The organism is Pseudomonas sp. GW823-FHT03E05, from assembly GCF_058796855.1.
The window spans coordinates 948,060-963,889 of the sequence record NZ_JBXAJB010000002.1 but is presented as its reverse complement, the minus strand read 5'-3'; the positions used below and the strand labels follow the sequence as shown (position 1 = coordinate 963,889).

The following is a 15,830-nucleotide window of genomic DNA, read 5'->3' as shown; positions in this document are numbered from 1 at the left end:
CATTTTTGGTGTAGAGGGCGACCTTGTGAGTCGACCCGCCGATACTTATGCAGCCCTCATACCCAATGCAAGATGCAGGGCTGCCACAAGTCTCAAAGAGTGGAACGAACGTACAGGAATGACGCATTTGTATAAATCTTGACGCATTTGATCGTTTGCGCCGGTGTTTTGTGGTGCATGCGCTGCCTTTTCACGGGGCAATCGAAGCCCATCGCGCCCACTCTTGGTGCGGTGCTGGCTGGTGTGCCGGGTGATGCTTGGCCCAGGCGCCCGGCCTTGTCTGACCGGATGGAGATGGGCGGCTGGGTGAGGGAGGCCGTGGAGAACGGATGCCCGCAATTTTGCTGGCGATGGCGCGTGCTCGGCACATCGTCGCAGGTGCTGAATTCGGGGCTCGCAGTGAGGTTGTCACTGTGGAGGTCGCTGCGGGTTTGTGACGGCGTAGTGCCGCGGATCAGACCAGTTGTCTGCCAAACCTGGAGCGGAAAGGTCTTATCCATGCAAACCTCATTTTTTCTTTTTCTAGGGCATATCTGAGGATTGGCCTTGTGGGCCATGGAAACTCGCCTTCTTATGGGGAGTGGATGCAGCCCCATGGACCCTGTGCGGCGACGGCGATCGCTTTGTTGTGTTGTTGATAGTCGATTCGCCGATGCCGAAATTAAGTCATGCTGAAATCGTGGTCAACGAAAATTAAGCGTGACTAACATTTCTCCTTGTGCACAGGTTTGTCCCAGGGGTTCGACTGACGGCCGTGCGCTGGGCTCAGGCCGCGGAATGGTCGTCGAACAGGCCCATGGTGGTGACGGTCAGGACTTCTGCCGGGCCATTGCCGACGTTGGCCAGGCAATGAGTCTTGGTGGCGTCGAAGTGCACCGAGTCACCGGCACTCAGGGGATATTGACTGCCCTCGATGGTGTAGACGATCTGTCCTGAAAGCACGTAGGAGAACTCCGAGCCGTCATGGGAAATCAGCTCGGACTGGTAGCCCACCGGTATGTTCATCTTGACCGCGTTGATCAGGTTTCCGGGAAAGGAGCTGGACAGGCGCTCGTAGGCCAGTGGCTGGCCTTCGATGGTGTAGCGCACCCGCTTGCCGTCGTGGGAGTCGGGTTGCGCCTGGATCGGCTGGTCGAACAGGGCGTTCAGCGGAACGTTCAGAGACTTGGCGATATTGACCAGGGAAGAGATCGATACACCCGTGAGATTACGCTCTGCCTGGGAGAGGAAACTGGCGGTCAGACCGGATTCGCTGGCGATCTGGCGCAGGGTTTTCTTGGCGGCGCGGCGATAGCGACGCAGGCGTTCGCCGATGCGATCTGCGGTCATTGAAGAGACTCTTATAGGAAAGAAGCAGTATACCCGGCGGACGTCAGCAACATCTGAGCTGCTGCGTACCGCGGGGCATAACTCTAACACCACAAAGCCGGGTTCCCCCCGGGTCCGGGTTGAAATAGCCGGTAACGAAAAACGGCGATAACCTTGATGCCGCAGGTTATCGCCGTTGGAAGACGCAGGGAAAAGGTCAGGGCATCAGCACTTCGATGGCGCCGTCGGCGGTCATGCTGACCTGGCTGGTGCCGGCCTCGACTTCTGGTGTCACTGGGGCTGAATCCATGCTGGCGGCCTTCATCATCATCGGCGCGCGCATGTAAGGCTGTGGATAGCCATTGCTGTTGAGGTTCAGGTTGACGATCTTGTAGCCCTTGCCGCCCAGGGCCTCGGTGGCCAGTTGCGCTCGGGCCTTGAAGGCCTTGACCGCATCCTTGAGCAACGCGTCTTCGCTGGCCTTGCGGGTCGGGTCGGCGATGGCGAAGTCCATGCCACCCATCTTCAGGTCGCCCAGCAGTTCACCGGTGAGCTTGGACAGCGCGGCGAAGTCGGAGCTTTCCAGGCGCAGTTCGGCGCGCTCACGCCAGCCTGTGATCTTCTGGCCCTTGCCGTCGTAGATCGGGTAGCTGTTGCGGCTGCCCTGGCGCAGGGTCACGTCCTTGACCTGGCGCGCCTGGTCTAGGGCCTTGTTCATGGTGGTGGTGATTTCTGCGGCGAGCTTGGCCGGGTCGGTGTTCTGCGATTCGCTGTAGAGGGTCACGATCATCAGATCCCGAGCCACTTCCTGGCTGACTTCGGCGCGCAGGGAAATCTGGTTGTAGTGCAGTTCATCGGCGGCCAGGGCGGGCAGGCTGGTGAGGGTGCCGGCGCTGAGTGCGAGAAGGGCGACGCTGCGACTGAAATGCTGCATGAAAACTCCTTGAGTGCGGTCCGCAGGATAAGGTCAGAGCCTGGGTGAAACCTTCAGACTGTGGTTTTTATTCCTCGTTGCGGCCAATTACAACTTTGATACACATGATCGCCATGGATCGTCCGCGGCCGCTCAAGCCAGTGTGGCGCTTTGCCGCAGTTTTGCCTGTGCCGGGGGCTGCTTGGTTATACTCCCGGCGATTGCCCTGGAGCGCTCATCAGGAGAGCTCATGCTCGCCCCCGTAAAATTGCTGTCCGCAACCCGTCAGAACCTCTGGCGCCTGACCTTTATCCGTACCCTGGTGCTGGCCGCTCAGGCCGGTTCGGTGGGGCTCGCCTACTGGCTGGACCTGCTGCCGCTGCCCTGGTTGCAACTGGGCGTGACCCTAATGTTTTCCATGGTGTTGTGCGCTTTCACCGCGATCCGCCTGCGCACCTCGTGGCCGGTGACGGAGCTGGAATACGCCCTGCAACTGGCCTGTGACCTGTTTATCCACAGTGTCCTGCTGTACTTCTCCGGTGGTTCCACCAACCCCTTCGTCTCCTATTACCTGGTGCCCCTGACCATTGCCGCGGTGACCTTGCCGTGGCGCTACTCGGTGGTCCTGTCGGGTATCGCCCTGACGCTCTATACCCTGTTGCTGGCGCGTTTCTACCCGTTGCAGACCTTCCCCATCGCCCGGGAGAACCTCCAGGTCTACGGCATGTGGCTGAGCTTTGCCCTGGCTGCGGCGGTGATCACCTTCTTCGCTGCACGCATGGCAGAAGAGCTGCGCCGCCAGGAAGAACTGCGGGCGATCCGGCGCGAAGAGGGGCTGCGCGACCAGCAATTGCTGGCAGTGGCGACCCAGGCCGCCGGTGCCGCCCACGAATTGGGCACGCCCCTGGCGACCATGAGCGTGCTGCTCAAGGAAATGCGCCAGGACCATTCCGACCCGCTGCTGCAGGATGACCTCGGCGTGCTCCAGGACCAGGTCAAGCTGTGCAAGGAAACCCTGCAGCAACTGGTGCGCGCGGCCGAGGCCAATCGCCGCCTGGCGGTGGACATGCAGGAAGTCACCCAGTGGCTGGACGAAGCCTTGAACCGTTGGCACCTGATGCGCCCGGAAGCCAGCTACCGTTTCCATCTGTTGGGCGAGGGGCCGGTGCCGCGCCTGGCGCCGCCGCCGGACCTGACCCAGGCCCTGCTCAATCTGCTGAACAATGCCGCCGATGCCTGCCCCGAAGGCCTGGAAGTACGCCTGGACTGGGACGCGGAAAACCTCACCATCAGTATTCGTGACCACGGTGCCGGAGTACCCTTGGCCATCGCCGAACAGATCGGCAAACCGTTTTTTACCACCAAGGGCAAAGGCTTCGGCCTGGGCCTGTTTTTGAGCAAGGCCAGCGTGACCCGCGCTGGAGGCTCAGTGAAACTCTACAGTCATGAGGAAGGCGGAACGCTCACCGAGCTGCGCCTGCCCCGTGCCGCCCGAGGAGACGACCATGAGTGAAGAGATCCAAGTCGAAGGCGAGGAACTGCCGCACCTGTTGCTGGTGGATGATGACGCCACCTTTACCCGCGTGATGGCCCGTGCCATGAGCCGCCGCGGTTTTCGCGTGAGCACCGCCGGTTCCGCCGAGGAGGGCCTGGTCATTGCCCAGCAGGACCTGCCGGACTACGCCGCGCTGGACTTGAAGATGGATGGCGACTCCGGGCTGGTGCTGTTGCCCAAGCTGCTGGAGCTGGACCCGGAGATGCGGGTACTGATACTCACCGGCTATTCGAGCATCGCCACCGCGGTGGAAGCGATCAAGCGTGGCGCCTGCAACTACCTGTGCAAGCCGGCGGATGCCGACGATGTACTGGCCGCGCTGCTCTCCGAACACGCCGATCTCGACACCCTGGTGCCGGAAAACCCGATGTCGGTGGACCGCTTGCAGTGGGAACACATTCAGCGCGTGTTGACCGAACACGAAGGCAACATCTCCGCCACTGCCCGGGCCCTGGGCATGCACCGCCGTACCTTGCAGCGCAAATTGCAGAAGCGTCCCGTGCGTCGCTGAACCGCGACTGAACGAATGTCCGCTGGGCGTCGTGAAAAAGCGAGCCGATCTACTATGATCGGCTCAACGCTTGCCCTTCTTCCTATCGAGCCTCAACGATGAATCAGAACGCTGAATACTCCGCGGTCAACGATGCCGTGCGCGGGCAATTCTTTCGCCGGGTCTGGGCCATGATCACGCCGTACTGGCGCAGTGAGGAAAAGGGCAAGGCCTGGCTGTTGCTGGTTGCGGTGATCGGCCTGTCGCTGTTCAGCGTGGCCATCTCGGTGTGGATCAACAGCTGGTACAAGGACTTCTACAACGCCTTGCAGAAAAAGGACGAAGCGGCGTTCTGGCACTTGATCCTGTATTTCTGCGGAATTGCCGCGGTGGCGATCCTGGGGGCGGTGTATCGTCTGTACCTGACCCAGATGCTGACCATCCGCTGGCGGGCCTGGCTCACCGAGAAGCACTTTGCCCGCTGGCTGGGCCACAAGAACTACTACCAGTTGGAGCAGGGCGGCTACACCGACAACCCGGACCAGCGGATTTCCGAAGACCTCAACAGCTTTACCAGCAATACGCTGTCCCTGGGCCTGGGGCTGATCCGCAACATTGTCAGCCTGGTGTCCTTCTCGATCATCCTGTGGGGGGTGTCCGGCAGTATCGAGGTGTTCGGCTACACCATTCCCGGCTACATGTTCTGGTGCGCGCTGGTCTACGCCGCTGTCGGCAGCTGGCTGACCCACTTGATCGGGCGCCGCCTGATCGGCCTCAACAACCAGCAACAGCGCTTCGAAGCCGACCTGCGTTTTTCCATGGTGCGGGTACGGGAGAATGCCGAGAGCATTGCCCTGTATGACGGCGAGAAGAACGAGAACCAGCGTCTGAGCAGCCGTTTCGGCAAGGTCTGGCACAACTTCTGGGACATCATGAAGGTCTCCAAGCGCCTGACCTTCTTCACCGCCGGGTATGGCCAGATTGCGATCATTTTCCCCTTTATCGTGGCAGCCCCGCGGTACTTTTCCGGCAAGATCGAGCTGGGTGAGCTGATGCAGATCAACTCGGCATTCGGGAACGTTCAGGAGAACTTCAGCTGGTTCATCAGTGCGTATTCGGACCTGGCGGCCTGGCGCGCCACCTGTGATCGTCTGCTGAGTTTCCGCCAGGCCATGAGTGATAACGAAGAACGGCCCCCGGCTATCGACGTGCAGCATCAGGGCGAACAATTGTGCGTACGTGACCTGGGCCTGGACCTGGCCGATGGCCGGCATCTGCTGGCCGGCGCCGAAATGACCGTGAACCCAGGTGAGCGGCTCATGCTCAGCGGCCGTTCCGGCAGCGGCAAGAGTACCTTGCTGCGGGCCATGGGCCGGCTGTGGCCGGCCGGGCACGGGAGCATCCTGCTGCCGAACCAGCGTTACCTGTTCCTGCCGCAAAAGCCCTATCTGCCCATTGGCAGCCTGCGCGAAGCCTTGAGTTATCCACAGTCTGGCGACAGCTACCCCCAGGAGCGTTATGCACAGGTCCTGGAAACCTGCCGCTTGCCCCATCTGGTGGCGCGCCTGGACGAGAGCAATCACTGGCAGCGCATGTTGTCGCCGGGCGAGCAGCAACGCCTGGCCTTTGCCCGGGCCTTGCTCTATGCACCGCAGTGGCTGTACATGGATGAGGCCACCTCGGCCATGGACGAAGAGGACGAAGCCACCTTGTATCAGGCGCTGATCGATCAGTTGCCGGGCCTGAGCATTGTCAGCGTCGGCCATCGCAGCAGCCTCAAGCGCTTCCATCCACGGCTCGTTCGTATCGAGCAGGGGCATCTGCAAGAGCAGACTCTCACGGCCTGACGGAGGGCCGAGCGCTAGCCTCAAGCCCAGCGCCCTTGCACCGCCGGTGCAAGGGCGCTGGGCCGTTTCGCGAGCGAGCCTGTTCCTACAGGCCGCGATCAGCCCTGGTGCAGGATCGAACGGTCCACACGTACGGCCAACTGGCCGCTGCCCGGCTTCGCGTTGAAGGCCACGTTGCCATGTTCATCCACGCTGGCTCGGGCGATCGGGGCGCCATTGAGCAGCAGCTCCAGTGGTGCATCCTTGAGAGACTGGCCGGAGGCCAGTTGCAGTTTCAGGTTGATAGCCATGGTGATCTCCTTATCAGGCGTTGCTGTCGATGAAGTGGCTGGCGTTCTTGTCGATGGAGCCGACCAGCTCCGGTGAACCACCACGGAACTGGCGGAACACATTGCGCCCGGTGGCGCTGCTGTTGCTGGTACCGGCCGGAATGCTCAGGGTTGGCTGGAAGCTGTCGCTCAGTTCCACATAGGCCGACCAGGGGCCGATGTAGGACTCGTTCAACCCGTTGGTTTCGCTGAGGGCGTAGCGCACCGCGTGGCCTGGCAGCCAGTTGGGTTCGCTGGGGCTGTGGCTCTGCCAGCCATCGGCGAGGATCACCGGAACCGCGCTGGGGGTTTCCAGGTAGCCGGTCGGCTTGTTCGGGCTGTAGTTCTGCAGCAGCAGGTAGGTGCTCCAGCCCCACCAGTTGTCGATGGTCTTGCTGTCATTGAGGTTGTTGACGTCGCTGCGGCGCAGGACCTTGTCGCCACTCATCACGAACAGTGGCGAGAAGTTGCCGGTTTTCGCGGCATTCAGGTCCGGCAGGGTTTTCAGGGCTGCGTAGCTGGCGGGTGCGGGGAGGTTGCCGCTGAGGTAGCTGGCGAAGATTTCGTCTGCCGAACTCTGCACAGCCATCTTCACTTGCTGGCGATTGCGATGGTCGACGCTGTCGAAGTAGCGCTTGTCGCCATAGGCGTGCCAGCGATCGCCCTGGGCGTTGCTGACATTCAGGCCGAACTTGCTGTCCTCGTCATGCATGAAGCGGGTAATCAGCGAACCCAGGTCGCTGGGGGTGACGACTGCCGCCACCTGTTTGCGCGGCACCCGTACGTGGCCGGAGGAGAACAGATCGGTGAGGAAATGGTCGGCGAAGGCGTTCATTGCGTAAGCCAGTTCCAGTTGCTTGTCGTCCGCGCTCTTGCCCGCCAGTACCGCTTGCTGCAGCGCTGCGGTATGCCCTGCGGTGTAGGCAGCCAGGGCCCACTCGCCGAAGTGATCGGCGTTGTTGGCCGCCAGCTTCAGGTAGCGCCCCAGGGGGAACAGGGCGGATACCACGCTGCCGCCGCCGGTTATCTTGTTCCACTCCTCGGACAGGGTGTCGCCCAGGGCGTCATAGGCTTCATGGGGCTGCTTGCCGTCGCGGATCGCCTGGTTGGCGGCGACGATTTCCTTTTGCATCACTGCAAGGATCTGCCGGGCTTCGTCTTTCGCCGCCGGCAGTACCGCAAGGGAGTTGAACGCCGCGATAAAGCGCTGCACTCGATCACTGGGGGTTGCACCTTCGCAGATCGGCTGCTCGGGAATGCCATAGAAGTCGCCCCCCAGGGCCACCACCTGGCCGTAGGTCAGCGCCAGGCCGTTAGGCAGGTGCAGTTCGACCTGCCACGCCGGGATGGCCGGTGCATCCTTGACGAAGCGCAGCAGGGTGCTGTCGCCGATGGCTGTGTGTTCGCCGCCCTCGAAACGCAGCTGTGGCTGGCCCTTGGTGGTTTTTTGTGCAGAACGAGGCAGGTCTTCCGGGCGGTGGTACTTGATGGTGTGGTGGCCATCGGCGACCAGTACCAGGGTGTCGCCATCGCCGGAAATGGCGATGCCTTGTTCACTGAACAGGCGGTCCAGGTCGGCGACGATCTTGCCCGCGTGTTGTGGCTGTTGCTGCTTCTGTGCAGAGAGTCCTGACATTTCTAGCTCCTTGATATGTCATGGGGATATATCCTTATTTAACTGTATGCATATACAGTTAAATCGAGCATAGAGGAAAACGTTTTCCCGTCAAGAAGCGAATGCACCGCTGCAGCATTTTTTCTTTCGACCCGCAATGGAGCCGCAGGCTGGGTACTGCGTGGGGCAGGCAGATCCCATGGAAGCGAGGCTCCAGACGCCAGCGTGCGGATTGAATTATCATTAGCGCCCTAACGACAGGCTCAAGGTCCACCCGCCCATGCTGGCTATTTTTCTCGAAACCCTGACGATCACGGCGCCGGTCTTTGCCATGTTGCTGCTCGGCCTGTTGCTCAAGCGGGTGGAATGGATCGACGACAACTTCATTCATACGGCCTCGGCCCTGGTGTTCAACGTCACCATGCCGGCGCTGCTGTTTCTCGGCATTGTCCATGCCGATCTGCATTCATCGTTGAAACCCGGGGTGCTGATCTATTTCTCATTGGCCACCCTGGCGTGCTTTGGGCTGGCCTGGGGCTGGGCGATCTGGCGTTGCCCCAAGGCCGACCGCGGGATCTATACCCAGGGCGCGTTTCGCGGCAATAACGCGATCATCGGCCTGGCCCTGGCAGCCAGCATGTACGGCGATTACGGCATTTCCCTGGGCGCAGTGCTCGCAGCCCTGGTGATCCTGTTCTACAACACCCTCTCGACCATCGTCCTGGCGGTCTACAGCCCGGTGATCAAGTCCGATCCCTGGAGCATCTTCAAGAGCGTTGTCAGCAACCCGCTGATTGTCAGTGTGCTGGTGGCCGCACCGTTCGCCTACTGGCAGATCGGCATTCCCAACTGGCTGGAAACTTCGGGGCGCTACCTGGCGCAGATGACTCTGCCCCTGGCGCTGATCTGCATTGGCGGCACCTTGTCCCTGGCAGCCTTGCGCAACAGCGGCGAGCTGGCGATGAGCTCCAGTTTGCTGAAGATGGTCAGCCTGCCGGCCCTGGCGACCCTGGGGGCCTGGCTGTGCGGGTTTCGCGGGGCGGAGTTGGGGATCCTGTTCCTGTACTTTGGCAGCCCCACCGCGGCGGCCAGTTTTGTCATGGCCCGGGCGGCCAATGGCAACCACGAACTGGCGGCGGCGATCATCGTCATCACCACGGTGATGGCGGCGGTGACCACCAATATCGGGATTTTCCTGTTGCAGTGGGGTGGGTGGATCTAGGCTTTGCCGCGAGCCGGCTCCTGCACGGCTATTGCGTAGGAGCCGGCAGCAGGTTCACTGCGGTTGCTGATAGGTGTCTATCACTTCCTGGGCCGCGCGAAACGCATCGATGGCCGCCGGCACTCCGGCATACACCGCGCAATGCAGCAGCGCTTCACGAATCTCTTCGACACTGCAGCCGTTGTTCAGTGCGCCGCGCACGTGGCCCTTGAGTTCCTGTGGGCACTTGAGTGCGGTCAGGGTCGCCAGGGTGATCAGGCTGCGGGTCTTGAGCGGCAGGCCCTCACGGTTCCATACACCGCCCCAGGCATGCTCGTTGACGAAGTCCTGCAAGGGCTGGGTGAATTCGGTGGCGTTGCCCAGGGCGCGATCGACGAACGCATCGCCCATGACCTGGCGACGCATCTGCAATCCGCTTTTCTTGTTCTCGCTCATGGTGCTTCCTTCTTGTGTTGGCGGCGCCAGGCTCGCAGCGAACTGAACAGCAGGAACGCCACCAGCGCTGGCAGGACGAAAAACAGCATCAGGTGTTCCAGCTTGCCGGCCAGAGGCATGCCGGTGGTGAAGGACACCACATGCAGCCCGTAAGCCAGGTACAAGCCCAGAAACAGCAGGCCTTCGGCCCGGGTCACGCGGTATCCGGAATAGAACACCGGCAGGCACAGCACGGCCACGCCGAGCATGACCGGCAGGTCGAAGTCCAGGGCATTGGGCGAGACCGAAAGAGGTGTCGGTGCCACCAGGGCGGTGAAGCCCAGCACTCCCAGCAGGTTGAACAGGTTGCTGCCGATGATGTTGCCCACGGCAATCTCGCGCTGGCCGCGCAGGGCCGCCAGCAGCGAAGTGGCGAGTTGGGGCAGGGAGGTGCTGACGGCGATCACGGTCAGGCCCATGACCCGCTCGGAAAGCCCCAGGTCGTCGGCCACGGAGACGGCGGCGCCCAGTAGCAAGTGCCCGGCGAAGACCAGCAGGCCGAGGCCGAGCAGGACCATCAGCAGGCTGCTGATGCGCGGTGCCCAACTGCGCTGGCCGGCTGGTGCGGGTGAGTGGGGGCGGTGCGAATGGCGGGACTGGCGCAACAGCAGGCCCAGGTACAGCACCAGGGCTGCCAGCAGGATCAGGCCGTCGCTGGGGCTGAGTTGTTCGTTGTAGGCCAGCACGAACACCAGCAGGCTGGCGCCGATCATCAGCGGGATGTCCAGGCGCACCAGTTGCCGCGAGACCCGCAGCGGGATGATCAGCGCGGACAGGCCGAGGGTCACCAGGATGTTGAAAATGCTGCTGCCGATCACGCTGCCCACGGCAATGTCGGTGTTGTCGGCCAGGGTCGCCTGCAGGCTGATGGCCATTTGTGGCGCGCTGCTGCTGAAGGCGACGATGCTCAGGCCGATGATCAGTGGGCGCATGTGCAGGCGTGCAGTCAGGCGGATGGCCGCGCGCACCAGCAGTTCGGCGCCGGCGATCAGCATCACCAGGCCGCTGATGAGCTGGATCAGGCTGAGCAGGGGCAGTTCGGCAAAAGCGGTAATGGCGTGGGCTCCCGGGGTCAGTCGCTGAGGGCTTGGACGCGGACTTTGGCAGTTCCGCTGCGCAGCATGTCCAGTTGTTGGGCGGCGGCGCGGGACAGGTCGATCAGGCGGCCTCGGGTGTGCGGGCCTCGGTCGTTGATACGTACCACGACGCTCTTGTCGTTGCCCAGGTTGGTGACCTGTACCCGGGTGCCGAATGGCAGTTCGCGGTGGGCGGCGGTCAGGCCGTTCTGGTCGAAGGGCTCGCCACTGGCAGTGCGATTGCCGTGGTGCCGAGCGCCGTAATAGGAGGCGGTGCCGGTTGTGTCATAACCTCGGGGGTCGATGACGTGGCTGGTGGCGCAGCCGGTGAGCAGAGCGAGCAGGGCGCTAGTGGCAACCAGACGCTTCATTCGGGAGCTCCGATGGTTGATGTGGCGAGGGAGCGTACTCCCGCTGGTCTGTCTGGCAGACCGCAAGCCGACGGCGATGTTCCTTGCTGGAGCGTCGCCGGCCGGTTTGCAGTCGCTGTCGGACCGAGCGGGAGCTCGCTCCCTCGTCACGCGCAAGCGGCCGGGGCCGCTTGCGGTTAAACCCCGATCAGCCCTCGAGCTTGCTCTTCAGCAGCTCGTTGACCTGTTGCGGGTTGGCCTTGCCTTTGGATGCTTTCATCGCCTGGCCGACGAAGAAGCCGAACATCTTGCCGCGCTTGGCCTCATCGGCGGCACGGTACTGTTCGACCTGTTCGGCGTTGGCTGCGAGCATCTCATCGAGCACCGCAGAGATCGCGCCGCTGTCGGTGACTTGCTTGAGGCCACGCTTGTCGATGATCTCGTCGGCATTGCCTTCGCCATTGGCCATGGCTTCGAACACGGTCTTGGCGATCTTGCCGGAGATGGTGTTGTCCTTGATCCGCAACAGCATGCCGCCCAGTTGTTCGGCCGAGACCGGGGCTTCGTCGATTTCCAGGCCCTGCTTGTTCAGCAGGCTGCCCAGCTCGACCATGACCCAGTTGGCGGCGAGCTTGGCGTCACCGGCGATGCTGGCGACCTTCTCGAAGTAGTCCGCCTGCTCACGGCTGGTGGCCAGCACGCTGGCGTCGTAGACCGACAGGCCGAACTGCTCCTGGAAGCGTTCGCGTTTCTGTGGTGGCAGTTCCGGCAGGGTGGCACGTACCTGGTCGAGGAAGGAATCCTCGATGACCACGGGCAGCAGGTCCGGGTCGGGGAAGTAACGGTAGTCGTTGGCTTCTTCCTTGCTGCGCATCGGACGGGTTTCGTCCTTGTTCGGGTCGTACAGGCGGGTCTGCTGGATCACCTTGCCGCCGTCCTCGATCAGCTCGATCTGGCGCCGGATCTCGGAGTTGATGGCCTTCTCGATGAAGCGGAACGAGTTGACGTTCTTGATCTCGCAGCGGGTGCCGAACTCGACCTGGCCCTTGGGGCGGATCGAGACGTTGCAGTCGCAACGCAGGGAGCCCTCGGCCATGTTGCCGTCGCAGATGCCCAGGTAGCGCACCAGGGCGTGGATCGACTTGACGTAGGCCACGGCTTCCTTGGCGCTGCGCATGTCAGGCTCGGAAACGATTTCCAGCAGCGGCGTGCCGGCACGGTTCAGGTCGATGCCGGTGGCGCCGTTGAATTCTTCGTGCAGGCTCTTGCCGGCGTCTTCTTCCAGGTGCGCGCGGGTGATGCCGACGCGTTTCATGGTGCCGTCTTCCAGAGGGATGTCCAGGTGGCCCTTGCCGACGATCGGCAACTCCATCTGGCTGATCTGGTAGCCCTTGGGCAGGTCCGGGTAGAAGTAGTTCTTGCGGGCGAACACGTTGTGCTGGCCGATCTCGGCGTCTACCGCCAGGCCGAACATCACCGCCATGCGCACCGCTTCCTGGTTCAGCACTGGCAGCACGCCGGGCATGCCCAGGTCGATCAGGCTGGCCTGGGTGTTGGGCTCGGCACCGAAGGCGGTGGAGCTACCGGAGAAAATCTTCGATTGAGTGGTGAGCTGGGTATGAATCTCCAGCCCGATCACGACTTCCCATTGCATGTGTGTCTCCTCAGAAGCCGGTTGGGGTGCGGGTGTGCCAGTCAGTGTTCAACTGATACTGGTGCGCAACGTTGAGCAAGCGGCCTTCCTGGAAATACGGAGCGAGCAGTTGCACGCCGACCGGCAAGCCGTCGACGAAGCCGGCCGGCATCGACAGGCCCGGCAGGCCCGCGAGGTTGGCGGTGATGGTGTAGACGTCTTCCAGGTATGCAGCGACCGGGTCGCTGCTCTTGGCGCCGAGCTTCCAGGCCGGGTTGGGCGTGGTCGGGCCGAGGATGATGTCGACTTCGTTGAACGCGGTCATGAAGTCGTTCTTCACCAGGCGGCGGATTTTCTGCGCCTTGAGGTAGTAGGCATCGTAGTAGCCGGCGGACAGTGCGTAGGCACCGACCATGATCCGGCGCTGCACTTCGCTGCCGAAGCCTTCGCCGCGGGAGCGCTTGTACAGGTCTTCCAGGTTTTCCGGGTTCTCGCAACGGTAGCCGAAGCGCACGCCGTCGAACCGCGACAGGTTGGAAGAGGCTTCCGCCGGGGCGATCACGTAGTACGCAGGGATGGCGTGCTGCATGTTCGGCAGGCTGATTTCCTTGATCACCGCACCGAGCTTTTCCAGCTCCTTGATGCTGTTGTGGATCAGCTCGGCGATGCGCGGGTCCAGGCCGGCGCTGAAGTATTCCTTCGGCACGCCGATGCGCAGGCCCTGCAGCGAGCCGGTGAGGCCGGCGCTGTAGTCCGGCACCGGTTCATCGATGCTGGTGGAGTCGTTCGGGTCGAAGCCGGCCATGCCTTGCAGCAGGATCGCGCAGTCTTCGGCGGTGCGCGCCAGCGGGCCGCCCTGATCGAGGCTGGAAGCGTAGGCGATCATGCCCCAGCGGGAAACGCGACCATAGGTCGGCTTCAGGCCGGTGAGGTTGCTGAAGGCGGCGGGCTGGCGGATCGAGCCGCCGGTGTCGGTAGCCGTGGCGGCTGGCAGCAGGCGCGCAGCGACCGCGGCGGCGGAACCACCGGACGAACCGCCGGGCACGTGTTCCAGGTTCCACGGGTTTTTCACCGCGCCGTACCAGCTCGACTCGTTGGCCGAGCCCATGGCGAATTCGTCCATGTTGGTCTTGCCCAGGGTCACGGCCCCTGCAGCGGCCAGCTTGGCGACCACGGTGGCGTCGTAGGGCGCCTTGAAGTTGTCGAGCATCTTCGAGCCGCAGCTGGTGCGGATGCCCTGGGTGCAGAACAGATCCTTGTGGGCGATCGGCGCGCCCAGCAGGGCACCGCTCTCACCATTGGCGCGACGCTCGTCGGCGGCCTTGGCCTGGGACAGTGCCAGGTCCTGGGTGAGGCTGATGAAGCTGTTGATCTGCGGATCCAGCTGGGCGATGCGCGCCAGCAGGGTCTGGGTCAGTTCTACAGAAGAGAATTTCTTGTCGGCGAGGCCGCGGGCGATCTCGGCCAGAGTCATGTGATGCATTGCAGGCTCTTTCCCTTTAGTCGATGACTTTCGGAACCAGGTACAGGCCGCTTTCGACCGCTGGTGCGATGGACTGATAGGCCTCGCGATGATTGGACTCGGTCACAACGTCTGCGCGCAGGCGCTGGCTGGCTTCCAGGGGGTGGGCCAGGGGCTCGATACCGTCGGTATCGACTGCCTGCATTTCATCCACCAGCCCGAGAATGCTGTTCAGGGCGGAGGTGATGTGTGGAAGATCGCCTTCATTGAGCTTGATGCTGGCCAAATGAGCGATTTTTTCCACGTCGGAGCGTTCAAGCGCCATGGGATTCTCCAGTGGAAAACAAAAACGGATTTCGTCCGCGTGTTAGATTGTCGGAACACTACCGCATTTCTACGGTCTTATGGCCGCGATTGTGGGGGTTGGTGCACAGAAAAGCGGCCAATTTAACATATTGGCGCCTTGCCCAAAATCCCTGTCGTTGTTAGAGTTTGCCGCACTTTTTTACCCACGCGTTGCCTAGGGTCCCTTTCCCATGTTCAAGAAACTGCGTGGCATGTTTTCCAGCGATCTTTCCATTGACCTGGGCACTGCCAACACCCTTATTTACGTGCGCGAGCGCGGTATTGTCCTGAATGAACCATCGGTTGTGGCCATTCGGACCCACGGTAATCAGAAAAGTGTTGTCGCGGTTGGTACTGAGGCCAAGCGCATGCTCGGTCGTACCCCGGGCAACATCGCAGCCATTCGTCCGATGAAAGACGGCGTGATCGCCGACTTCAGCGTTTGCGAAAAGATGCTGCAGTACTTCATCAACAAGGTTCACGAAAACAGCTTTCTGCAGCCCAGCCCACGTGTGCTGATCTGCGTTCCATGCAAGTCCACCCAGGTTGAGCGTCGCGCCATCCGTGAATCGGCCCTTGGCGCCGGTGCCCGTGAAGTGTTCCTGATCGAAGAGCCGATGGCCGCTGCGATCGGTGCCGGCCTGCCGGTTGAAGAGGCCCGCGGTTCGATGGTCGTGGACATCGGTGGTGGTACCACTGAAATCGCCCTGATCTCCCTGAACGGTGTGGTCTATGCCGAATCCGTACGGGTTGGCGGCGACCGTTTCGACGAAGCGATCATCACCTACGTGCGTCGCAACTACGGCAGCCTGATCGGTGAGTCCACCGCCGAGCGCATCAAGCAGGAAATCGGCACCGCCTACCCGGGCGGCGAAGTGCGTGAAGTCGACGTCCGCGGCCGTAACTTGGCCGAAGGCGTGCCACGTGCCTTCACCTTGAACTCCAATGAAGTGCTGGAGGCTCTGCAAGAGTCTCTGGCAACCATCGTTCAGGCGGTGAAAAGCGCCCTGGAGCAATCGCCTCCGGAACTGGCCTCGGACATCGCCGAGCGCGGCCTGGTGCTGACCGGTGGTGGCGCGCTGCTGCGTGATCTGGACAAGCTGCTGGCCCAGGAAACCGGCCTGCCGGTGATCGTTGCCGAAGACCCGCTGACCTGTGTCGCTCGCGGCGGTGGCCGTGCATTGGAAATGATGGACAAACACACCATGGACCTGCTCTCCAGCGAATAACTT

The 15,830-nt window shown here is 62.2% G+C and carries 16 protein-coding genes; 5 read left to right on the top strand and 11 right to left on the bottom strand.

Translation table 11 applies throughout. The features are described 5' to 3' along the window. Positions 1 to 92: 92 nt before the first annotated feature. The 3 genes from AC1RCO_RS12185 to AC1RCO_RS12175 all read right to left on the bottom strand — a co-directional run bounded on the left by AC1RCO_RS12185 (position 93) and on the right by AC1RCO_RS12175 (position 2,242). On the bottom strand, positions 93 to 500 hold the full coding sequence (locus AC1RCO_RS12185; protein WP_019096050.1) for a hypothetical protein: 408 nt from the start codon (positions 498 to 500) through the stop codon (positions 93 to 95). A gap of 265 nt (positions 501 to 765) precedes the next feature. After that, a complete protein-coding gene (locus AC1RCO_RS12180) occupies positions 766 to 1,329 on the bottom strand; it encodes a helix-turn-helix domain-containing protein (protein ID WP_015634148.1) in 564 nt (187 codons plus the stop codon). A 196-nt stretch (positions 1,330 to 1,525) separates the two neighbouring features. Beyond that, positions 1,526 to 2,242: an SIMPL domain-containing protein gene (locus tag AC1RCO_RS12175; protein ID WP_011059238.1), complete on the bottom strand. Its 717-nt coding sequence runs from the start codon at positions 2,240 to 2,242 to the stop codon at positions 1,526 to 1,528. Between the two features lie 229 nt (positions 2,243 to 2,471). On the opposite strand from AC1RCO_RS12175, the gene AC1RCO_RS12170 reads away from it, so the two are divergent. From AC1RCO_RS12170 to AC1RCO_RS12160, 3 genes are all read left to right on the top strand, one after another. Beyond that, positions 2,472 to 3,734 (top strand): ATP-binding protein, encoded by a 1,263-nt coding sequence (locus tag AC1RCO_RS12170; RefSeq protein ID WP_015634149.1) that lies wholly within the window; start codon positions 2,472 to 2,474, stop codon positions 3,732 to 3,734. Continuing rightward, the gene (locus tag AC1RCO_RS12165; RefSeq protein ID WP_011059240.1) at positions 3,727 to 4,287 is read left to right on the top strand and encodes a response regulator transcription factor; all 561 of its coding nucleotides are present in this window, start codon (positions 3,727 to 3,729) and stop codon (positions 4,285 to 4,287) included. The genes AC1RCO_RS12170 and AC1RCO_RS12165 overlap by 8 nt, the downstream gene beginning before the upstream one ends. A gap of 98 nt (positions 4,288 to 4,385) precedes the next feature. Beyond that, positions 4,386 to 6,113: an ABC transporter ATP-binding protein/permease gene (locus AC1RCO_RS12160; protein ID WP_053156367.1), complete on the top strand. Its 1,728-nt coding sequence runs from the start codon at positions 4,386 to 4,388 to the stop codon at positions 6,111 to 6,113. Positions 6,114 to 6,211: 98 nt separating this feature from the next. On the opposite strand, the gene AC1RCO_RS12155 is transcribed toward AC1RCO_RS12160, so the two are convergent. Together AC1RCO_RS12155 and AC1RCO_RS12150 are read right to left on the bottom strand one after the other, a co-directional pair. Continuing rightward, a complete protein-coding gene (locus tag AC1RCO_RS12155; protein ID WP_015634151.1) occupies positions 6,212 to 6,403 on the bottom strand; it encodes a hypothetical protein in 192 nt (63 codons plus the stop codon). Positions 6,404 to 6,416: 13 nt separating this feature from the next. After that, positions 6,417 to 8,057: a hypothetical protein gene (locus AC1RCO_RS12150; protein WP_015634152.1), complete on the bottom strand. Its 1,641-nt coding sequence runs from the start codon at positions 8,055 to 8,057 to the stop codon at positions 6,417 to 6,419. A 259-nt stretch (positions 8,058 to 8,316) separates the two neighbouring features. On the opposite strand from AC1RCO_RS12150, the gene AC1RCO_RS12145 reads away from it, so the two are divergent. Beyond that, a complete protein-coding gene (locus AC1RCO_RS12145; RefSeq protein WP_011059244.1) occupies positions 8,317 to 9,258 on the top strand; it encodes an AEC family transporter in 942 nt (313 codons plus the stop codon). A 54-nt stretch (positions 9,259 to 9,312) separates the two neighbouring features. On the opposite strand, the gene AC1RCO_RS12140 is transcribed toward AC1RCO_RS12145, so the two are convergent. From AC1RCO_RS12140 to gatC, 6 genes are all read right to left on the bottom strand, one after another. Then, positions 9,313 to 9,693: a carboxymuconolactone decarboxylase family protein gene (locus AC1RCO_RS12140; protein ID WP_011059245.1), complete on the bottom strand. Its 381-nt coding sequence runs from the start codon at positions 9,691 to 9,693 to the stop codon at positions 9,313 to 9,315. Continuing rightward, on the bottom strand, positions 9,690 to 10,754 hold the full coding sequence (locus AC1RCO_RS12135) for a calcium/sodium antiporter (protein WP_492617771.1): 1,065 nt from the start codon (positions 10,752 to 10,754) through the stop codon (positions 9,690 to 9,692). Before AC1RCO_RS12135 ends, AC1RCO_RS12140 begins: the two co-directional genes overlap by 4 nt. A 50-nt stretch (positions 10,755 to 10,804) precedes the next feature. Further along, a complete protein-coding gene (locus tag AC1RCO_RS12130) occupies positions 10,805 to 11,179 on the bottom strand; it encodes a septal ring lytic transglycosylase RlpA family protein (protein WP_019095661.1) in 375 nt (124 codons plus the stop codon). A gap of 187 nt (positions 11,180 to 11,366) precedes the next feature. Further along, positions 11,367 to 12,812, bottom strand: a complete 1,446-nt coding sequence (gene gatB / locus AC1RCO_RS12125) for an Asp-tRNA(Asn)/Glu-tRNA(Gln) amidotransferase subunit GatB (protein WP_011059248.1) — start codon at positions 12,810 to 12,812, stop codon at positions 11,367 to 11,369. A 10-nt stretch (positions 12,813 to 12,822) separates the two neighbouring features. Next, positions 12,823 to 14,274 (bottom strand): Asp-tRNA(Asn)/Glu-tRNA(Gln) amidotransferase subunit GatA, encoded by a 1,452-nt coding sequence (gene gatA / locus AC1RCO_RS12120; RefSeq protein WP_492617729.1) that lies wholly within the window; start codon positions 14,272 to 14,274, stop codon positions 12,823 to 12,825. Between the two features lie 16 nt (positions 14,275 to 14,290). Next, a complete protein-coding gene (gatC, locus tag AC1RCO_RS12115; protein WP_011059250.1) occupies positions 14,291 to 14,578 on the bottom strand; it encodes an Asp-tRNA(Asn)/Glu-tRNA(Gln) amidotransferase subunit GatC in 288 nt (95 codons plus the stop codon). 211 nt (positions 14,579 to 14,789) lie between these two features. Here gatC and mreB point away from each other — a divergent pair, with 211 nt between their 5' ends. Beyond that, positions 14,790 to 15,827 (top strand): rod shape-determining protein MreB, encoded by a 1,038-nt coding sequence (gene mreB, locus AC1RCO_RS12110; RefSeq protein ID WP_002555108.1) that lies wholly within the window; start codon positions 14,790 to 14,792, stop codon positions 15,825 to 15,827. The last annotated feature ends 3 nt before the right edge of the window (positions 15,828 to 15,830 follow it).